Origin of the sequence: Streptomyces sp. NBC_00996, from assembly GCF_045162675.1 — a bacterium.
GTDB lineage: Bacteria > Actinomycetota > Actinomycetes > Streptomycetales > Streptomycetaceae > Streptomyces.
Genome location: NZ_CP108723.1, coordinates 7,143,971 through 7,160,264 on the forward strand (window position 1 = coordinate 7,143,971; position 16,294 = coordinate 7,160,264).

Consider the following 16,294-nt stretch of genomic DNA (forward strand, 5'->3'; position numbering starts at 1 on the left):
CCCCCCGGCGCGTGGCGGTGTCGACCCTTCGGCTTGCTCGCCGGGGGTGCTCACGGGGCGTGGCGGTCGCGGGCGCCGAGGCCCTCGTCGTCCGAGTCCGTCCACAGGGAGTTGTCGTACGGGGTGTCGGGGATGGCGACCAGGTCGGGCCGACGTGGCGCGGCCGGCTGGTCGGCGGCCTCGCGCAGCAGCGCGACGCTCTCGCGCAGGTGGTCGGAGTCCACCCGCACCCGGCGCATCTCCAGGCCTGCGCCTATCTGCTGTTCCAGCCGTCCGACCGACCTCGTGAGGTCGTCGAGACAGCGCTGTACGGACGTCAAGTCGTCGTGCACGGACATGACTTGCCCTCACTTCCGCGGACCCTCCGGCCCAAGGCGGCAACGTTCATGCGCCTGCGAGTGTTGCGCGTCACGCCGGGCCGTGTGAAGAGATCTGCACGGATTCCAGGATCGCACCATCCCGAACGCGCCGCCACGCGCCTGCGCGCGCCGGGGTTTCTCGCCCCCTCCGCTCCTGCCCGTCCCGTGCCTGGGGCTGCGCCCCAGATCCCCGCTCGAAAGACTGCGCAGTTCCCCGCGCCCCTGTCAGGGGCGCGGGGAACTGCGCCACAAGCCCACTCCGGGGAGCGGCGGAGGGGGCGAAGTCCTCTCCGGGCCGACCACCACCGCCGGGTGCCATTGGGCCGCATGGGTGACTTCGCGGCCCGCACCGTCGTGTCGCCGCCCGCCGGCCGTCCTCCTCCCCTTCAGTGGGCGCATACATCTGATCAACTCCATATACCGCCAAACGTGATCAGAAACCGACCTGCCCCACAGCGGAGCGCCCCCGGAGGTTGCAGTGATGTCCCACGACGGCGTCGGACTGCGCGCGGTGATGCGCTCGGTCGCGTTCCTCACCGCGGGCGCGCTCGCGGTACCCGCCCTCACCGCGTGCAGCGCGGAGGACGAGGCGGGTCAGCCCCTGGCCGGGCAGGACATCGCGCCCGCGGCCCGCGACCTGGTCGCCGACGGCGGCACCCTGCGTTGGGCCGTGGACGCCGTACCGGAGACGCTCAACACCTTCCAGGCCGACGCCGACGCCGCGACCTCGCGGGTCGCCGGGGCCGTGCTGCCGTCGATGTACCGGCTCGACCGGAACGGGCGGCCGCAGGTCAACCCCGACTACCTGGAGTCCGCGAAGATCGTCGAGACCGAGCCCAAGCAGGTCGTGCTGTACAAGCTCAACCAGCAGGCCGTCTGGAGCGACGGCCGCGAGATCGGCGCCGCCGACTTCGCCGCCCAGTGGCGCGCCCTGTCCGGCAAGGACACCGCGTACTGGACGGCCCGCAACGCCGGCTACGACCGGATCGAGAAGATCGAGCGCGGCAAGAACAACCTTGAGGTCAGGGTCACCTTCAGCCGGCCCTACGCCGACTGGAAGTCGCTGTTCTCACCGCTGTACCCGAAGGACGTCATGGGCACCCCGGACACCTTCAACGACGGGGCGCGAAGGAAGCTGAAGGTCACCGCCGGACCCTTCGCGCTGAAGGAGGTGGACCGCACGGGCGGCCAGGTCCGCCTCACCCGCAACCCGCGCTGGTGGGGCCATCCCACCAAGCTCTCCGAGATCGATCTGATCGCTGTCGCCCGTGACCAGCGGGCCACCGCGCTCGCCGATGACAAGCTCGATCTGGCCGAGATCGACCCCTCCGAGGCCGAACGGATCACGCTCGCCGCCCGCGATCAGGGCAGCACCCCCCTGCAGGGGGCCGACGCCGTGATCACACCGGCGATGGCGCTGCGGTCCTGGGCCCTCGCGCACGGTTCCGACGCGAACGCCGCCTCCGACGAGGCCAGTGCCCGCAAGAAGCTGCGCAAGACGATGGCGAAGGCCGCCGAGCAGCAGTCGGCGCTGCGTCGTTTCGTGGTCCGCAAGTCCCTCGAACCCGCCTACACCCAGCTCGCTCTCAACGGCTCCGAGGGCCCGCTCGCCGACGAGCGCGTCCGCCGTGCCGTGGCCCGCGCCCTCGACCGGCAGGAGCTCGCCCAGGTGGTGCTGAAGCCGCTGGGCCTGCCGGCCGTGCCGGTCGGCAGCCATCTCGCCCTCTCGGGTCAGCAGGCCTACGCCGACAACAGCGGCGCCCTCGGCGGCCAGGACACCGCGGAGGCCCAGGCGCTGCTGACCGACGCCGGGTGGGTGCCCGGCGGGCCGGTCAAGGAACAGAAGAAGACGGAGAAGGCGGCCGGTTCCCAGGGCAAGAAGGCGGACTCCGACGGCACCGGCGACGACGGGGCGTACATCGTCGGCGAGGACGACAAGCCCTCCGACGCCGACCGGGAGAAGAAGAAGGACCCCAAGGACCACAGCGAACGGCACCAGCGCCAGCAGTCGGGGGAGTACGCCGACGAGCAGGCCGGCAATCACCTGGACGGGAAGCGGTACGTCAGAAGGGGCGGGGCGCCGGGGGCGTACGCGCCCAAGGGGACGGCGGCTCCCGTGGGCGCCGCGGCGGGTGTGCTCGCCAAGGACGGCAAGCCGCTCACGCTCCGCTTCGTGCTGCCCTCGGGCCCGGGCTCCGAGTCCCTGCACGCCGTCGCCGACCGCATCTCGCAGATGCTGCAGCGCATCGGTATCCACACCGAGATCTCGAAGGTCTCGGACGACAGCTACTTCAAGGACCACATCGCCTCGGGCCAGTACGACCTGGCGCTGTACTCGTGGCCGGCGTCCGCCTTCCCGGCCACCGACGCCCGCCCCATCTTCGCCAAGCCGGTGCCGGCCGCCGACGGGTCCCTCAGTGTCGAGCAGAACTACACCCGGGTCGGCACCGACCAGGTCGATCAGCTCTTCGACCAGGCCATCGCCACGCTGGACGAGGACGAGGAGCGCTCGCTGGTCCGCAAGGCCGACGCCCGCATCTGGGCCGCGGCCGGCTCCATCCCTCTCTACCAGCGCCCCCAGCTCACCGCCGCTCGCACGAATCTCGCCAACACCGGCGCCTTCGGCTTCCAGACCCCGATCTACGAGGACATGGGCTACCTGAAACCCTCCGCGAAGCCTTCGGCCGGCCCCTCACAGAACTAGTGCCCCAGCTCTCTCCACCGCTGACCGGCTCCCGCTACCGCTGTGCCCACGTGAGACGGCGGGCGGCGGCGCGGATGCCCCCAGCTGGGACGGCGGCCATGGGCACGCGTGCCCATGGCCGGGGGACGGCTGCGGCGGCGGTGCGCGGGGCCGCGGTGCGGGCGGCCGGGGTGGTGCGCAGGGCCCCAGCTCAGGCCGTGGTCACAGCCCCGCGGAGACCGGGGCTGTCGCCCTGCGGAGGTCGAGGCTGTCGGGTGCACGTACCATGGGGTAAGGCCGTGGCGTGTTCAGCCCGGCAGGCCCCGCGCAGCGGAGGCCGTCCACTCACCCCGGGAGAAGCGCCTCAATATGGCCACGCGCCACGACATCCGCAACGTCGCCATCGTCGCCCACGTCGACCATGGCAAGACCACCCTGGTCGATGCCATGCTCAAGCAGGCCGGTGCCTTCGCCGCGCACGCCGCCGAGTCGCTCGACGACCGCATGATGGACAGCAATGACCTGGAGCGTGAGAAGGGCATCACGATCCTGGCCAAGAACACGGCCGTGAAGTACCACCCCAAGGATGGCGGCGAGGCCATCACGATCAACATCATCGACACCCCCGGCCACGCCGACTTCGGCGGCGAGGTCGAGCGAGGTCTGTCGATGGTGGACGCGGTCGTCCTCCTCGTCGACGCCTCCGAGGGCCCGCTGCCGCAGACCCGCTTCGTGCTGCGCAAGGCGCTGCAGGCCCGCCTGCCCGTCATCCTGTGCATCAACAAGACGGACCGCCCCGACTCGCGCATCGACGAGGTCGTGAACGAGGCGTACGACCTCTTCCTCGACCTCGACGCCGACGAGGACCAGATCGAGTTCCCGATCGTCTACGCGTGTGCGCGTGACGGCGTGGCCTCGCTGACCAAGCCGGAGGACGGCACCGTCCCGGCCGACAGCGACAGCCTGGAGCCGTTCTTCACCACGATCCTGGAGTCCGTCCCGGCCCCGTCCTACGACGAGACCGCGCCGCTCCAGGCCCACGTCACCAACCTGGACGCCGACAACTTCCTCGGCCGTATCGCGCTCCTCCGCGTCGAGCAGGGTGAGCTCCGCAAGGGCCAGACCGTCACGTGGATCAAGCGCGACGGCACGATGTCCAACGTCCGCATCACCGAGCTGCTGATGACCGAGGCGCTCACCCGCAAGCCCGCCGAGGTGGCGGGCCCCGGTGACATCTGCGCCGTCGCCGGTATCCCGGACATCATGATCGGCGAGACCCTCGCCGACCCCGAGAACCCGATCGCGCTGCCGCTGATCACGGTCGACGAGCCGGCGATCTCCATGACCATCGGTACGAACACCTCGCCGCTGGTCGGCCGTGGTGGCACCGGCAAGGGTGCGGACGCCAAGGCCGCGGTCAAGGACCGCAAGGTCACCGCCCGCCAGGTCAAGGACCGTCTGGACCGCGAGCTGATCGGTAACGTCTCCCTCCGCGTGCTCGACACCGAGCGCCCGGACGCCTGGGAGGTCCAGGGCCGCGGTGAGCTCGCGCTCGCCATCCTGGTCGAGCAGATGCGCCGCGAGGGCTTCGAGCTGACCGTCGGCAAGCCGCAGGTCGTCACCCAGGAGATCGACGGCAAGGTCCACGAGCCGGTCGAGCGCATGACGATCGACGTGCCCGAGGAGCACATGGGCGCGGTCACGCAGCTCATGGGCGTCCGCAAGGGCCGGATGGACAACATGTCCAACCACGGCTCCGGCTGGGTCCGTATGGAGTTCGTCGTCCCGTCCCGCGGCCTCATCGGCTTCCGTACGGAGTTCCTGACCGGCACGCGCGGCACGGGTATCGCCCACTCCATCCACGAGGGCCACGAGCCGTGGTTCGGCACGCTGGCGACCCGTAACAACGGCTCGCTCGTCGCCGACCGCGCCGGCGCCGTCACCGCGTTCGCGATGACGAATCTTCAGGAGCGCGGCGTGCTGTTCACCGACCCCGGCACCGAGGTGTACGAGGGCATGATCGTCGGCGAGAACTCGCGCTCCGACGACATGGACGTGAACATCACCAAGGAGAAGAAGCTCACGAACATGCGGTCGTCCTCGGCCGACTCGTTCGAGGCGATCGTTCCGCCGCGCAAGCTCTCTCTGGAGCAGTCCCTGGAGTTCTGCCGCGACGACGAGTGCGTCGAGGTGACCCCGGAGGCCGTTCGCATCCGCAAGGTCAACCTGGACGGCCGCGAGCGCGCCCGCGCCGCGAGCCGCGCCAAGCACGGCTGATCACGGTCGCCGGTTCGGCTGATCACGGTCGTCCGGTGCGGCTGATTCTCGCCGTCCCGTACGGCTGATCATCGGCAACTGAGCCCGGGTTTCCCCAGGATGGGGGGACCCGGGCTTTTTGCAACCCATTTTCGGGCTCCTCGTCGTCCGAAATGCGGTACCCCCCGCCCGATACGCATGTAACACGTCCGTTTCGCGGGCTTCTCTCTCGGATCACTTTGTCCAGATTTTGGAAGATGTACGCGTCAGCTGTGATGGAACCGAGACCTAAAGGCTGTGGTCGGTTATCTGGCTCATGTCAGATAGTTAGCCGCGTAACGCTCGGGTCAATGGGTCATGCGCTGTGGGGACAGTGCCGACTCACGAGCACAGTGGGGTGTTTGACCCTCCGTCAGGGGTGTCGGAGGTAAGTCAGAGGCCCCTCCTGTCCGTGCACCGGTTGAGTCATGAGGAGGCACCAGATGCCAACTACGCGTGTTCATCTGCGAGTTGTCGCACGTCGCGCCCGTGCGCACAGCGACCACTAGGCATACGTCTCTCCTGATCCGCATGGTCCGAACCGTGGCCGCCCACACCCTGTGGCGGCCGCCGGCTCGGCGTACCCATGAAATGGACGAATCATGACGAGTCCGATCGAGATCGAGGGCGCGGAGGCCTCCACCGAGGTCGACGAGCAGACCGAGCAGAAGCGTTCCGGCGAGCCGGAGAAGCCGGCGGGCCGATCGCCCGGCCAGCTGATGTGGCGCCGGTTCAAGCGCGACCGCAGCGGTATCGTCTCCGCGTACATCGTGATCTTCTTCTTCCTGATCGCCGCCCTCGCTCCGCTGATCTCGAAGCTGTACGGCAAGAATCCGTACACGCTCTACGGGCAGGACGACCCCACGCTCCTGAACGACTTCAACATGCCCGCCGGTCCCAACGGCGGCATCACGTCGGATTTCTGGTTCGGGATCGAACCGACGCTGGGGCGCGATGTGTTCATGCAGCTCCTGTACGGCATGCGCACCTCGCTGTACACGGCGCTCGCGGCGACGGTCGCGATGGTGTTCATGGGGGTGCTGATCGGCCTGGTCGGCGGCTACTTCGGCGGCAAGGTCGATTACTGGCTCGGCCGGCTCACGGACTTCCTGCTCGCCTTCCCGCAGCAGCTGTTCATGATCGCGGCGATGCCGGTGATCACCGCGGTGTTCGTCGCCCCCGACGAGGAGACGCCCACCTACATCCACGCGCTCGCGATCATCGGCGTGCTGTGGTTCCTCGGGTGGATGGGCCTCGCCCGGCTCATCCGGGCGGTCGCGCTCTCCCTGCGTGAACGGGAGTTCGTCGAGGCCGCGAAGGTCGCGGGCGCCTCTCCGTGGCGGATCATCCGCAAGGAACTGCTGCCCAACCTCGTCACACCGATCCTGGTGCAGGGCACCTACATGCTGCCCAACACCATCCTGTCGGTCGCTTTTCTCTCCTTCGTCGGCGTCGGCTACTCCGAACCGACCCCCGACTGGGGCCGGATGTTCGCCATCGGGTCGAACATCTACGAACAGGACCCGGTCTACATGTTCTTCCCGGGTGTCGCCATGGTCGTCTTCGTCGTGGCGTTCAACCTCCTCGGTGATTCGGTCCGGGACGCCTTCGATCCCAAGACGGGCCGCTGACCCCGAGTTCAGGGGGGTGCCGCTGCCACCCGGGAGCCGGCGACGACCGGCCGTGCACTGCCAAGCAGCACCAGTGGATCACTGATCACAACTCACAGGCAGGTGGACTCGACTCCATGAGCATCCTCAGTTCCCGCAGAGCGCGGACCGCCGTCGTCGCGGTCGCGGCCGGCGCCCTCGCGCTGGCCGGCTGCAGCAGCAGTGACAACGGCAGCGGCAAGGACAAGAGCAAGAACAAGGAAGAGGCCGCGTCCCAGGCCTCGGCGGTGAAGATGGGCACCGCGGCGGACTCGACCGGTCCCGCCGAAGAGGTCACCGGCGCCAAGCCCGGCGGCACGGTCCAGGTGTACGAGGAGGACGACTTCTCGCACCTCGACCCGGGCCAGATCTACGTCAGCGACGCCGGTCTGCTCTCCAAGCTCATCTTCCGCGGTCTGACCACGTACAAGGAGGACGCCAAGGGCGGCCTCACCGTCGTCGGTGACCTCGCCACCGACCCCGGCAAGATCTCGGACGGCGGCAAGACCTGGACGTACACGCTGAAGGACGGGGTCAAGGACGAGACCGGTCATGTGATCGACTCGGCCGACATCCGCCACACCTTCGAGCGGCTCTACGACCCGTTCATCACGGACGGCCCGTCGTACATCCAGCAGTGGCTGTCCGGTGCCGGCACCACCTACCGCAAGGCGTACGAGGGCCCGTTCAAGGGCAAGCACCTGCCGGACACGGTCCTGGCCACGCCCGACGACAAGACGGTCGTCTTCCACTTCAAGGACGCGCAGCCCGACCTGCCGCAGGCGCTCGCCATGGCCGGCTACTCCGTCGTCCCCGAGAAGACGGACACGAAGGCCAAGTACGACACCAAGCCCGTCGCCGTCGGCCCGTACAAGATTTCGGAGTTCAAGGCCGGCAAGAGCGTGAAGCTGGTCAAGAACACCAACTGGGACCCGAAGTCGGACGCGATGCGTCACCAGTACGTCGACGGCTTCAACATCGACATCAACCACGACGACGAGGACCAGACCAAGACGATCCTCGCCGACCGCGGTGAGGCCAAGAACGCCATCATGATGACCGGCCAGGTCGCCACCACCCAGGTCCAGAAGGTGGTCTCCGACGCCGCGGCGATGAAGCGCACGATCCAGGGCTACGCCCCGTACGTGTGGCAGATGAACTTCAACATGGACCGCATCAAGGACAAGAAGATCCGCGACGCGATCACCTACGCCATGCCGTCCACCGCGGTCTACAAGGCGGACGGCGGCGCGTACGGCGGTGAGGTCGCCAACAGCCTGATGTCGCCCACCACCCCGGGCTACCAGAAGAACTACGACCCCTTCGACCGGAGCAAGCACCCCAACGGTGACATCGCCAAGGCCAAGAAGCTGATCGAGGAAGCCGGCGCCAAGGGCAAGAAGATCGTCTACGCCTACGCCAACGTCCCGGTCCGCCAGCAGCAGGCCGTCCTCGTTGAGAACGCCCTCACCAAGATCGGCCTCGATGTCCAGAAGAAGGAAGTCGACGCCGCCACCTGGTACGAGCAGATCGGCAAGGTCGACAACGGCTTCGACATCTACATGACCGGCTGGGGCCAGGACTGGTCCTCCGCCAGCACCGTCTTCCCGCCGCTGTACGACGGCACCCAGATCCAGGACGGCGCGTCGAACTACGCGCACATCAACGACGACCACGTGAACTCCGAGATCAAGCGCATCCTGAAGATCACGGACACCGCCGAGGCGACCAAGGCCTGGACCGCGCTCAACCAGTACATCAGCGAGAAGGTCAACCCGGCGTCGCCGATCTACTACACCAAGGTGTTCCAGATCGCCGGCACCAACGTGGGTGGCCTGCGCTACTCCACGGTGACCAGCTACACCGACCCGACCCGGGTCTTCCTCAAGAGCTGACCACCCTCCCGGGGCGCACTCAGCGGAGTGCGCCCCGGGCGCTCCTGTCCCTGGCCGCCGTCCTGAGAGCAGCGTTCCGCCATGCTTCGATTCATCCTTCGCCGGACGTTCGGCGCGATGCTCATCCTCCTGCTGATCAGCGCCTTCACGTTCTTCATGTACTACGCGATCCCCCAGGACCCGGCCACGCTCGCGTGCGGCAAGAACTGCACCCCGGACGCGCTGGCGATCATCCACAAGAACCTGGGGCTCGACGATCCGATCCCCGTGCAGTACTGGAAGTTCCTCTCCGGCATCTTCGTCGGACGGGACTTCGCCGTGGGGCACTGCCCGGCCCCCTGCTTCGGCGTCTCCTTCCGTGACCAGCAGATGGTCTGGTCCACGATCATGGACCGCTTCCCGCTGACGCTGTCCCTCACGATCGGCGGCCTGATCGTCTTCCTCATCGTCGGCCTCGGCACCGGCATGATCGCCGCCCGCTACCGGGGAACCTGGCTGGACAAGGTCTTCAGCTCCATCTCGCTGGTGCTGAGCTCGTTCCAGATCTACTTCCTCGGCCCGATCGTCCTCGGCATCTTCGTCTACAGCACCGGCTGGCTGGACAAGCCCAAGTACGTGCCGTTCAGCGAGAATCCCGCGCAGTGGTTCATGGGCCTGCTCATCCCCTGGGTCGTCATGTCCGTGATCTTCACCGCCAACTACACCCGTATGGCGCGCTCGACGATGATCGAGCAGCTTCAGGAAGAGCATGTGCGCGCGGCCCGCGCGAAGGGCATGACCGGCAGATACGTCTTCTTCCGGTACGCCTGGCGCGGCTCGCTCATCCCGATCCTCACCATCCTCGGCATGGACCTTTCCGCGTTGCTCGGTGGCGCCGTCGTCACCGAGTTCACCTTCGGTCTCGCGGGCATCGGCCGGCTCGCCGTGGAGTCCGTGGTCGGCAAGGACCTGCCGAAACTCATGGGCGTGATGCTCTTCAGCGCCGCGTTCATCCTCCTGCTCAACGTCATCGTGGATGCGTTGTACGCCGTGATCGACCCGCGTGTGCGGCTGTCCTAGTGCTTGAGGAGCCCTCTGAAGTGACCACACTCACCAAGCCCGAGGACGCCCCGGCGCCGGCCGGATCCGACGCGTTCCTGTCGGTCCGTGACCTGCATGTGCGGTTCTCCACCGAAGACGGCGTCGTCAAGGCGGTCGACGGTCTCTCCTTCGACCTGGAGCGCGGTACGACGCTCGGCATCGTCGGCGAGTCCGGATCGGGGAAGTCCGTCACCAACCTGACCATCCTGGGCCTGCACAACCCGCTGACCACCACGATCGAGGGCGAGATCCTCCTCGACGGCAAGGAACTGATCACCGCCACCGAGGCCGAGCTGGAGAAGCTCCGCGGCAACAAGATGGCGATGATCTTCCAGGACGCGCTGACCGCGCTGTCGCCGTACCACAGCGTGGGGCGGCAGATCGGCGAGCCGTTCCGCAAGCACACCGGGGCCTCCAAGAAGGAGGCGCGCGAGCGGGCCATCGAGATGCTGGAGAAGGTCGGCATCCCGCACGCCCAGCGGCGCGTGGACGACTATCCGCACCAGTTCTCCGGCGGTATGCGCCAGCGCGCGATGATCGCGATGTCCCTGGTCTGCAACCCGGACCTCCTGATCGCCGACGAACCGACGACGGCCCTCGACGTGACCGTCCAGGCACAGATCCTGGACCTCCTGAAGGACCTCCAGCAGGAGTTCGGCTCCGCGATCATCATGATCACCCACGACCTCGGGGTGGTCGCGAACATGGCGGACGACCTACTCGTGATGTACGCGGGCCGCGCGGTGGAGCGCGGTACGGTCCGCGAGGTCCTCAAGTCCCCGCAACACCCGTACACCTGGGGCCTGCTGGCATCGATGCCGCGCCTCTCGGCGGACGTGGACGAGCCGCTGACCCCCATTCCGGGCGCGCCTCCGTCGCTGCTGAACCCGCCCTCGGGGTGCCCGTTCCATCCGCGGTGCGCCTTCCGGAGCGAGGTCGAGGGCTCCGACCGGTGCGTCGACGTCCGGCCCGAACTGCCCGAGGGCCGGGGAGCGGCCTGCCATCTGACGCTGGATCAAAAGAGCCGCATCTTCACCGAGACGATTCGGCCCAGGCTGGGCTGAGGGGACTGACTGTGAGCGACGCTGTGAGCGACGAGAAGACCGCGGTCGCGGCCGACACCATCCCCGGTCAGCGGGGCGTGGACCCGGCCGAACCGCTGATGCGGGTACGCGACCTGAAGAAGTACTTCCCGGTGAAGGGAGGCTTCCCGATCAAGCGCACGATCGGCGCGGTGCAGGCCGTGGACGGCGTGTCGTTCGACGTCTTCCCCGGCGAAGCACTGGGCCTGGTCGGCGAGTCGGGCTGTGGCAAGTCCACGACGGGACGACTGCTGACCCGTCTCATGGAGCCCACGCAGGGCACGATCTCGTACCGCGGAAAGGACATCAGCCGCTCCACCCGGCGCCAGCTGTCCCCGATCCGCTCCGAGATCCAGATGATCTTCCAGGATCCGTACGCCTCCCTGAACCCCCGCCAGACGGTGGGCACGATCATCTCCTCGCCGATGGAGATCAACGGCATCAATCCGCCCGGCGGCCGCGAGGCCCGGGTGCGCGAACTGCTGGAGACCGTCGGTCTCAACCCCGAGCACTACAACCGCTTCCCGCACGAGTTCTCCGGCGGTCAACGCCAACGCATCGGGGTGGCACGGGCGTTGGCGCTCGCGCCCAGGCTCATCGTGGCCGACGAGCCGGTATCGGCCCTGGACGTCTCCATCCAGGCGCAGGTGGTGAACCTGCTCCAGGAAGTCCAGCGGGAGATGGGCATCGCGTTCGTCTTCATCGCCCACGACCTGGCGGTCGTCCGCCACTTCTCGCAGCGCGTCGCGGTCATGTACCTCGGCAAGATCGTGGAGATCGCGGACCGTACGTCGCTGTACACCGGCCCGCGCCACCCCTACACCCACGCCCTCATGTCGGCCGTTCCCGACGCGGACATCGACGCCGAGAAGAAGGAACGCATCCGCCTGGAGGGCGACGTCCCTTCCCCCATCTCCCCGCCCTCCGGCTGCCGCTTTCGTACACGTTGCTGGAAAGCGCAGGACAAGTGCGCGCAGGAGGAGCCGCCGCTGATCCAGCTGTCGGGCAACGTCGAGGGGCATCTGACGGCCTGCCATTTCCCGGAGGACCCGACGATCGAGGCCCGCGCGGAGGACATCGTGCTGGATCCGGCGCTGGCGGCGCTGGAGGGTGACGACGACTGAGCGACCCCGGGGAAGTTCGGGCACGCCCACGCCGCCCAGCACGCTCCCTCACTGCCTCAAGGGCCTGGGAGGTACTCCTGGAGCGGGGGGGGGACCCCCATCGAGGACCTTCGTCCGGCACGCCGAGAGCACGCACCGGCTGCGACACAAGCCTCCCCCACTCCCGGCTCCGCTCGAGCGGGGGGACCCCCGTCGCGGCGGGCGCGGGAACGCACCCGCACTTCCCCGGAGCCGCTCAGCGGTCGCTGGGCCCGGCCACGGTGATGATCTCGGGGGCGGTGGGGGAGAGCGGCCCCCGCCCCCAGTCGCCGAACTGCTCGTGGACGGCGAGCCCGGCGTCGCCGAGGAACCCGGACAGCTCGTCCGCGCCCAGGAACCGCAGCGTGCTGCGACTGACCCGCGGCCGCTCCCACCCCGGGTGCTCGAACGTCTCGGTGAACGTCACGCGGTCCCCGAGCACGGGCGTCTCGAGCTCGTGCCGGACCCGTACGACATCGCCGTGGGCGTCGCGCACCTCGCGCACGCGCTCCGGCGTCCAGGACTCCCAGGCGTGGGCGGCGGGATTGCGCGTCTCGAAGACGAACCGGCCGTCGTCGGTGAGGGCTTCGCGGACCGCGGCCAGCGAGGAGCGCAACTCCTCGTCGCCGATGAGCACTTGAAAGGCGTGCCCGGTCATCACGACGAGGTCGAACTGACGCTCCCAGCGCGCGGAGGCGAGATCCCCGAGCACCCACTCGACGGCGGCCCGGCGCCGCGCCTGCACCAGCATGGCCGCGGCGGGATCGAGCCCACACAGCCGCCCCTGGTGCCCGGCCTCCCGGGCCCGCCCCAACAGCCGCCCCGTCCCGCACCCGACGTCGAGCACGGACCGCGCGGACATCACCAGGTCCAGGTAGAAGTCGTCGCTCGGCCCCCACGGATTGAGGGCGTCGTACAGGGCAGCGAGTGAGACGTCACTGAACGAACGGTCAGCCATCGCAGCAGTGTCTCAGTCCGGGGGGTCGATCGAACCAGTGATCGGGAAGGAATTCGGGAAGGAAACAAGAGCGACATCACCTGTGTCACTGGCAACTGCTCCGAATGGACGGGACGTTGATGGGCGAGGCCGACGACATCGGGACGGTGACACCCGTCCTCTTCGACGTGGACGGCGTACTGATCGACACGGCGGACGCGCACGGCCGGGTGTGGCGGGCCTGGGCGCGACGGCGCGGCCTGGACCCCGAGAACGTCTGGCGGGCCACACAGGGCAGACGCAGGACGGACATCCTGCGTCTGCTGGTTCCGGAGCTCGATCCCGCCGAGGAACACCGGGTCCTGGACGGGCTGATGGCGGCGGAGGAGCCCGGATTCCGAGCCTTCGACGGAGCCGGGATGCTGCTGCGGGCCCTGCCGCCCCACCGATGGGCGGTCGTCACCTCCGGCCGCGCGGCCCCCACGGCGGCCCGTCTCGCCCGCACCGGCCTCCCCGTGCCCGAGGTCCGCATCTGCGCCGAGGACGTCACCGGGGGCAAGCCGTCACCGGAGGGCTACCTCACCGCCGCCGCCCGGCTGTCCGTCGACCCGACACACTGCGTGGTGGTCGAGGACTCACCGGCGGGCATCGAGGCGGGCCTCGCCGCCGGCTGCACGGTGTACGCAGTCGCATCCACCCTCAGCCCCCACGAACTCGGCCACGCACACGCCTGCTTTCCTTCGCTGCGCGAGGCGGCCCGTGAACTGATGCCCTCGTGCTCGCCGGAGGGGTGAGAGGCTCTGAGACGCTGCCCATGAGAATCGAGACGAGATGCTGCACCACATCGAGCTGTGGGTGCCGGACCTGGGACGGGCCGTGCGGGCGTGGGGCTGGTTGCTGGAGCGGCTCGGGTACGCCCCCCACCAGGACTGGCCGGACGGCCGTAGCTGGCGCCTGGGCGAGACGTACCTGGTGGTCGAGCAGTCGCCCGCGCTGACCGGAGACCGGCACGACCGGCTGCGCCCCGGCCTCAACCACCTCGCCTTCCACGTCGCGAGCCGCGCGGAGCTCGACGCGCTGGTCGAGGAGGCACCGGCGTACGGATGGTCGCTGCTGTTCGCGGACCGGCACCCGTACGCCGGCGGGCCCGAGCACTGCGCCGCCTACCTGGAGAACAGCGACGGGTTCGAGGTGGAGCTGGTGGCGAAAGAGAGGTGAGGACGGTTTTGCGCAGGTGGTAGACCATGGCGCGACAGCCTGACGCCGGGCCGCCGGCCTCGACAACCCCGGACGGGAGGAGAGCCGTTAATCGCTCGACATCGAACAGGCGGGCCGGGATGCTTCACCCCGATGACTCGAACCGACACGCCGTCCGCCTGGGACGAGCGCACACAGCTGACCACCTTCCTCGACTACGCGCGCGCCACCGCTCAGGCCAAGTGCGAGGGTGTCTCGGCGGAGGACGCCGTCAAGGCACCGCTGCCAGGGTCCCCGCTGATGACTCTGTGCGGGCTGATCAGCCACCTGCGCTGGGTCGAGTACTCCTGGTTCCAGGTGGTCTTCCTCGGCGAGGAGGACGAGGGGCCCTGGACGGACGAGGACCCCGACCGCGAGATGCGCATCGCCGTCGACATCCCGCTGGCCCGACTCCTCGACGAGTACGAGGAACAGGCCGCCCGTTACCGCAAGTTGGTGGCCGACCACGACCTGGACGCCAAGGCGCGGCGCCCCATCCGCGACGGCCGGCACGTCGACCTCCGCTGGATCCTCCTCCACCTGATCGAGGAGACGGCCCGCCACAACGGCCACATCGACATCCTCCGCGAACTGGCCGACGGCCGGACAGGGGACTAGCGCATGGGAGAGCAAGGGCCGTTGCACCCCACCATCCGCACGATCACCTTCGACTGCACCGGTGACCCGTACGATCTCGGGCTCTTCTGGAGCGAGTTGCTCGGCCGTCCGCTGGCCGACGACGACAAGCCCGGTGACCCGGAGGCGGTGATCCGGGACCCTTCCGGCGGCCCGACCCTCCTCTTCGTGCACGTCCCGGAGGAGAAGGCGGCCAAGAACCGCATCCACCTCGACCTGCAACCACGCCGCCGCACACGGGCGGCGGAGGTCGAGCGGGCCCTCACCCTCGGCGCCCGGCAGGTCGCCGACCACACCCGCCCCGACGGCGGCGGCTGGGTCGTCCTCGCGGACCCCGAGGGCAACGAATTCTGCGTGGAACGCGGGGAGTTGGATTGAGCCCGAGAACGGCTCGTGCGCCCTTGAGGCCTCCGCCTGGCCGGTAGCCCCGATTGGTGAATTGTCCCAGTGTCTTTGCAGGTCGCGGGGTGGGAGGGCGGGACAAAGTCACCAATCGCCGAGCGGGGCGCTGCCGCGCCAGTCCAGCTGCGCTGACAGCATCCGAGAACGGCATGTGGGTACGGGTGCGTACCCATATCCTGAGCGGGTGAGTGGAAGGAGTCCCGTCATGTCTGACGCCAACATCCGTATCCCCGCAGAGGCCCGCGACCGGCTTGCCGAGATAGCGGCTGGTGAGGGCCTGTCGCTGCGCGCTTACCTCGCGCGGCTTGCCGACTCGCTGCTCACGTCCGCCGAGCGCGCCCAGCGGGCCGAGCAGGCCCGTGCCGTGCTGAGGGAATGGAACGGTTACGACCCCAGCGAGGACGAGCAGGCCGCCCTGGATGCCGAGCTGGACCGGCGGCTGGCCGAGGCGGCCAACGCGTGACCGAAGCACTGCACGTGATCCTCGACGCCACTGCCATGGTCGCCGCGGGATCCGGCAACGTGCTGGCCTCCCGTCTGATCCACCGCGCGCACGCTGCGCCGGAATGGTTCCTGTATGCGCCGACGTGCGCGCTGGTCGAGGCCGACCGGGCCCGGCCCGGTACGGCTGAGCACATCGCCGCACTGCCCAGCATCACCATCCTCGACCTGGACCTGCCTGCCGCTCTCGCCGTCGCCCGCGAGATCACCTGGGCTCCGGCCCAGATCGAGCACGCAGCTCAGCCGACGCCGGAACGGCCCGACGGGGCGGTCGTCGCCACCGCTCACCCGGAGGACTGGAAGGGGCGCCCGGTCCGCGTCCTCGACCTCAATCCCTGAGGTGTCGGGCCCGACGGACGAAGACCCGTACGCCCCTCGGGGACGTACGGGTCTTCTG

General features: G+C 68.8%; 15 protein-coding genes. 13 read left to right on the forward strand and 2 right to left on the reverse strand.

The features are described from left to right. Nucleotides 1-50: 50 nt before the first annotated feature. A complete protein-coding gene (locus OG390_RS33615) occupies nt 51-338 on the reverse strand; it encodes a hypothetical protein (RefSeq protein ID WP_406173116.1) in 288 nt (95 codons plus the stop codon). Between the two features lie 502 nt (nt 339-840). On the opposite strand from OG390_RS33615, the gene OG390_RS33620 reads away from it, so the two are divergent. The 7 genes from OG390_RS33620 to OG390_RS33650 all read left to right on the forward strand — a co-directional run bounded on the left by OG390_RS33620 (nt 841) and on the right by OG390_RS33650 (nt 12,167). Further along, nucleotides 841-3,063, forward strand: a complete 2,223-nt coding sequence (locus OG390_RS33620) for an ABC transporter family substrate-binding protein (protein WP_406173117.1) — start codon at nt 841-843, stop codon at nt 3,061-3,063. A gap of 348 nt (nt 3,064-3,411) precedes the next feature. Further along, on the forward strand, nt 3,412-5,319 hold the full coding sequence (gene typA, locus OG390_RS33625; RefSeq protein WP_399087281.1) for a translational GTPase TypA: 1,908 nt from the start codon (nt 3,412-3,414) through the stop codon (nt 5,317-5,319). Between the two features lie 620 nt (nt 5,320-5,939). Continuing rightward, nucleotides 5,940-6,968, forward strand: coding sequence for an ABC transporter permease (locus tag OG390_RS33630; RefSeq protein WP_406173118.1), 1,029 nt, complete (start codon nt 5,940-5,942; stop codon nt 6,966-6,968). Nucleotides 6,969-7,084: 116 nt separating this feature from the next. After that, entirely contained in the window at nt 7,085-8,881 is a 1,797-nt protein-coding gene (locus OG390_RS33635) for an ABC transporter substrate-binding protein (RefSeq protein WP_406173119.1), read from the forward strand. 81 nt (nt 8,882-8,962) lie between these two features. Further along, nucleotides 8,963-9,940, forward strand: coding sequence for an ABC transporter permease (locus OG390_RS33640; protein WP_399087287.1), 978 nt, complete (start codon nt 8,963-8,965; stop codon nt 9,938-9,940). A gap of 20 nt (nt 9,941-9,960) precedes the next feature. Further along, nucleotides 9,961-11,025, forward strand: a complete 1,065-nt coding sequence (locus OG390_RS33645; RefSeq protein WP_406173120.1) for an ABC transporter ATP-binding protein — start codon at nt 9,961-9,963, stop codon at nt 11,023-11,025. Nucleotides 11,026-11,123: 98 nt separating this feature from the next. After that, a complete protein-coding gene (locus OG390_RS33650; protein ID WP_406178002.1) occupies nt 11,124-12,167 on the forward strand; it encodes an ABC transporter ATP-binding protein in 1,044 nt (347 codons plus the stop codon). Between the two features lie 235 nt (nt 12,168-12,402). Here the strand turns inward: OG390_RS33650 and OG390_RS33655 are convergent, their stop codons facing one another. After that, nucleotides 12,403-13,143, reverse strand: coding sequence for a class I SAM-dependent DNA methyltransferase (locus OG390_RS33655; protein WP_406173121.1), 741 nt, complete (start codon nt 13,141-13,143; stop codon nt 12,403-12,405). A gap of 104 nt (nt 13,144-13,247) precedes the next feature. Between OG390_RS33655 and OG390_RS33660 the strand changes: the two genes are divergently transcribed. The 6 genes from OG390_RS33660 (at nt 13,248) to OG390_RS33685 (ending at nt 16,236) form a co-directional block, all read left to right on the forward strand. After that, the gene (locus tag OG390_RS33660) at nt 13,248-13,916 is read left to right on the forward strand and encodes an HAD family hydrolase (RefSeq protein WP_406173122.1); all 669 of its coding nucleotides are present in this window, start codon (nt 13,248-13,250) and stop codon (nt 13,914-13,916) included. Nucleotides 13,917-13,953: 37 nt separating this feature from the next. Beyond that, nucleotides 13,954-14,340: a VOC family protein gene (locus OG390_RS33665; protein WP_406173123.1), complete on the forward strand. Its 387-nt coding sequence runs from the start codon at nt 13,954-13,956 to the stop codon at nt 14,338-14,340. A gap of 132 nt (nt 14,341-14,472) precedes the next feature. Then, nucleotides 14,473-14,976, forward strand: coding sequence for a DinB family protein (locus OG390_RS33670; protein WP_406173124.1), 504 nt, complete (start codon nt 14,473-14,475; stop codon nt 14,974-14,976). A 3-nt stretch (nt 14,977-14,979) separates the two neighbouring features. Next, nucleotides 14,980-15,372 carry a VOC family protein gene (locus OG390_RS33675; protein ID WP_406173125.1) on the forward strand — a complete coding sequence of 131 codons (393 nt, stop codon included), beginning with the start codon at nt 14,980-14,982 and terminating at the stop codon, nt 15,370-15,372. Nucleotides 15,373-15,601: 229 nt separating this feature from the next. Further along, nucleotides 15,602-15,859, forward strand: coding sequence for a hypothetical protein (locus OG390_RS33680; protein WP_406173126.1), 258 nt, complete (start codon nt 15,602-15,604; stop codon nt 15,857-15,859). After that, nucleotides 15,856-16,236 carry a hypothetical protein gene (locus OG390_RS33685; RefSeq protein ID WP_406173127.1) on the forward strand — a complete coding sequence of 127 codons (381 nt, stop codon included), beginning with the start codon at nt 15,856-15,858 and terminating at the stop codon, nt 16,234-16,236. The genes OG390_RS33680 and OG390_RS33685 overlap by 4 nt, the downstream gene beginning before the upstream one ends. Nucleotides 16,237-16,294: the final 58 nt, after the last annotated feature.

Coding starts and splice junctions, on each gene's coding strand:
- OG390_RS33615 (WP_406173116.1), bottom strand. CDS start 338: ATGTCCGTGCACGACGACTTGACGTCCGTACAGCGCTGTCTCGACGAC.
- OG390_RS33620 (WP_406173117.1), top strand. CDS start 841: ATGTCCCACGACGGCGTCGGACTGCGCGCGGTGATGCGCTCGGTCGCG.
- typA (WP_399087281.1), top strand. CDS start 3,412: ATGGCCACGCGCCACGACATCCGCAACGTCGCCATCGTCGCCCACGTC.
- OG390_RS33630 (WP_406173118.1), top strand. CDS start 5,940: ATGACGAGTCCGATCGAGATCGAGGGCGCGGAGGCCTCCACCGAGGTC.
- OG390_RS33635 (WP_406173119.1), top strand. CDS start 7,085: ATGAGCATCCTCAGTTCCCGCAGAGCGCGGACCGCCGTCGTCGCGGTC.
- OG390_RS33640 (WP_399087287.1), top strand. CDS start 8,963: ATGCTTCGATTCATCCTTCGCCGGACGTTCGGCGCGATGCTCATCCTC.
- OG390_RS33650 (WP_406178002.1), top strand. CDS start 11,124: ATGCGGGTACGCGACCTGAAGAAGTACTTCCCGGTGAAGGGAGGCTTC.
- OG390_RS33655 (WP_406173121.1), bottom strand. CDS start 13,143: ATGGCTGACCGTTCGTTCAGTGACGTCTCACTCGCTGCCCTGTACGAC.
- OG390_RS33660 (WP_406173122.1), top strand. CDS start 13,248: ATGGACGGGACGTTGATGGGCGAGGCCGACGACATCGGGACGGTGACA.
- OG390_RS33665 (WP_406173123.1), top strand. CDS start 13,954: ATGCTGCACCACATCGAGCTGTGGGTGCCGGACCTGGGACGGGCCGTG.
- OG390_RS33670 (WP_406173124.1), top strand. CDS start 14,473: ATGACTCGAACCGACACGCCGTCCGCCTGGGACGAGCGCACACAGCTG.
- OG390_RS33675 (WP_406173125.1), top strand. CDS start 14,980: ATGGGAGAGCAAGGGCCGTTGCACCCCACCATCCGCACGATCACCTTC.
- OG390_RS33680 (WP_406173126.1), top strand. CDS start 15,602: ATGTCTGACGCCAACATCCGTATCCCCGCAGAGGCCCGCGACCGGCTT.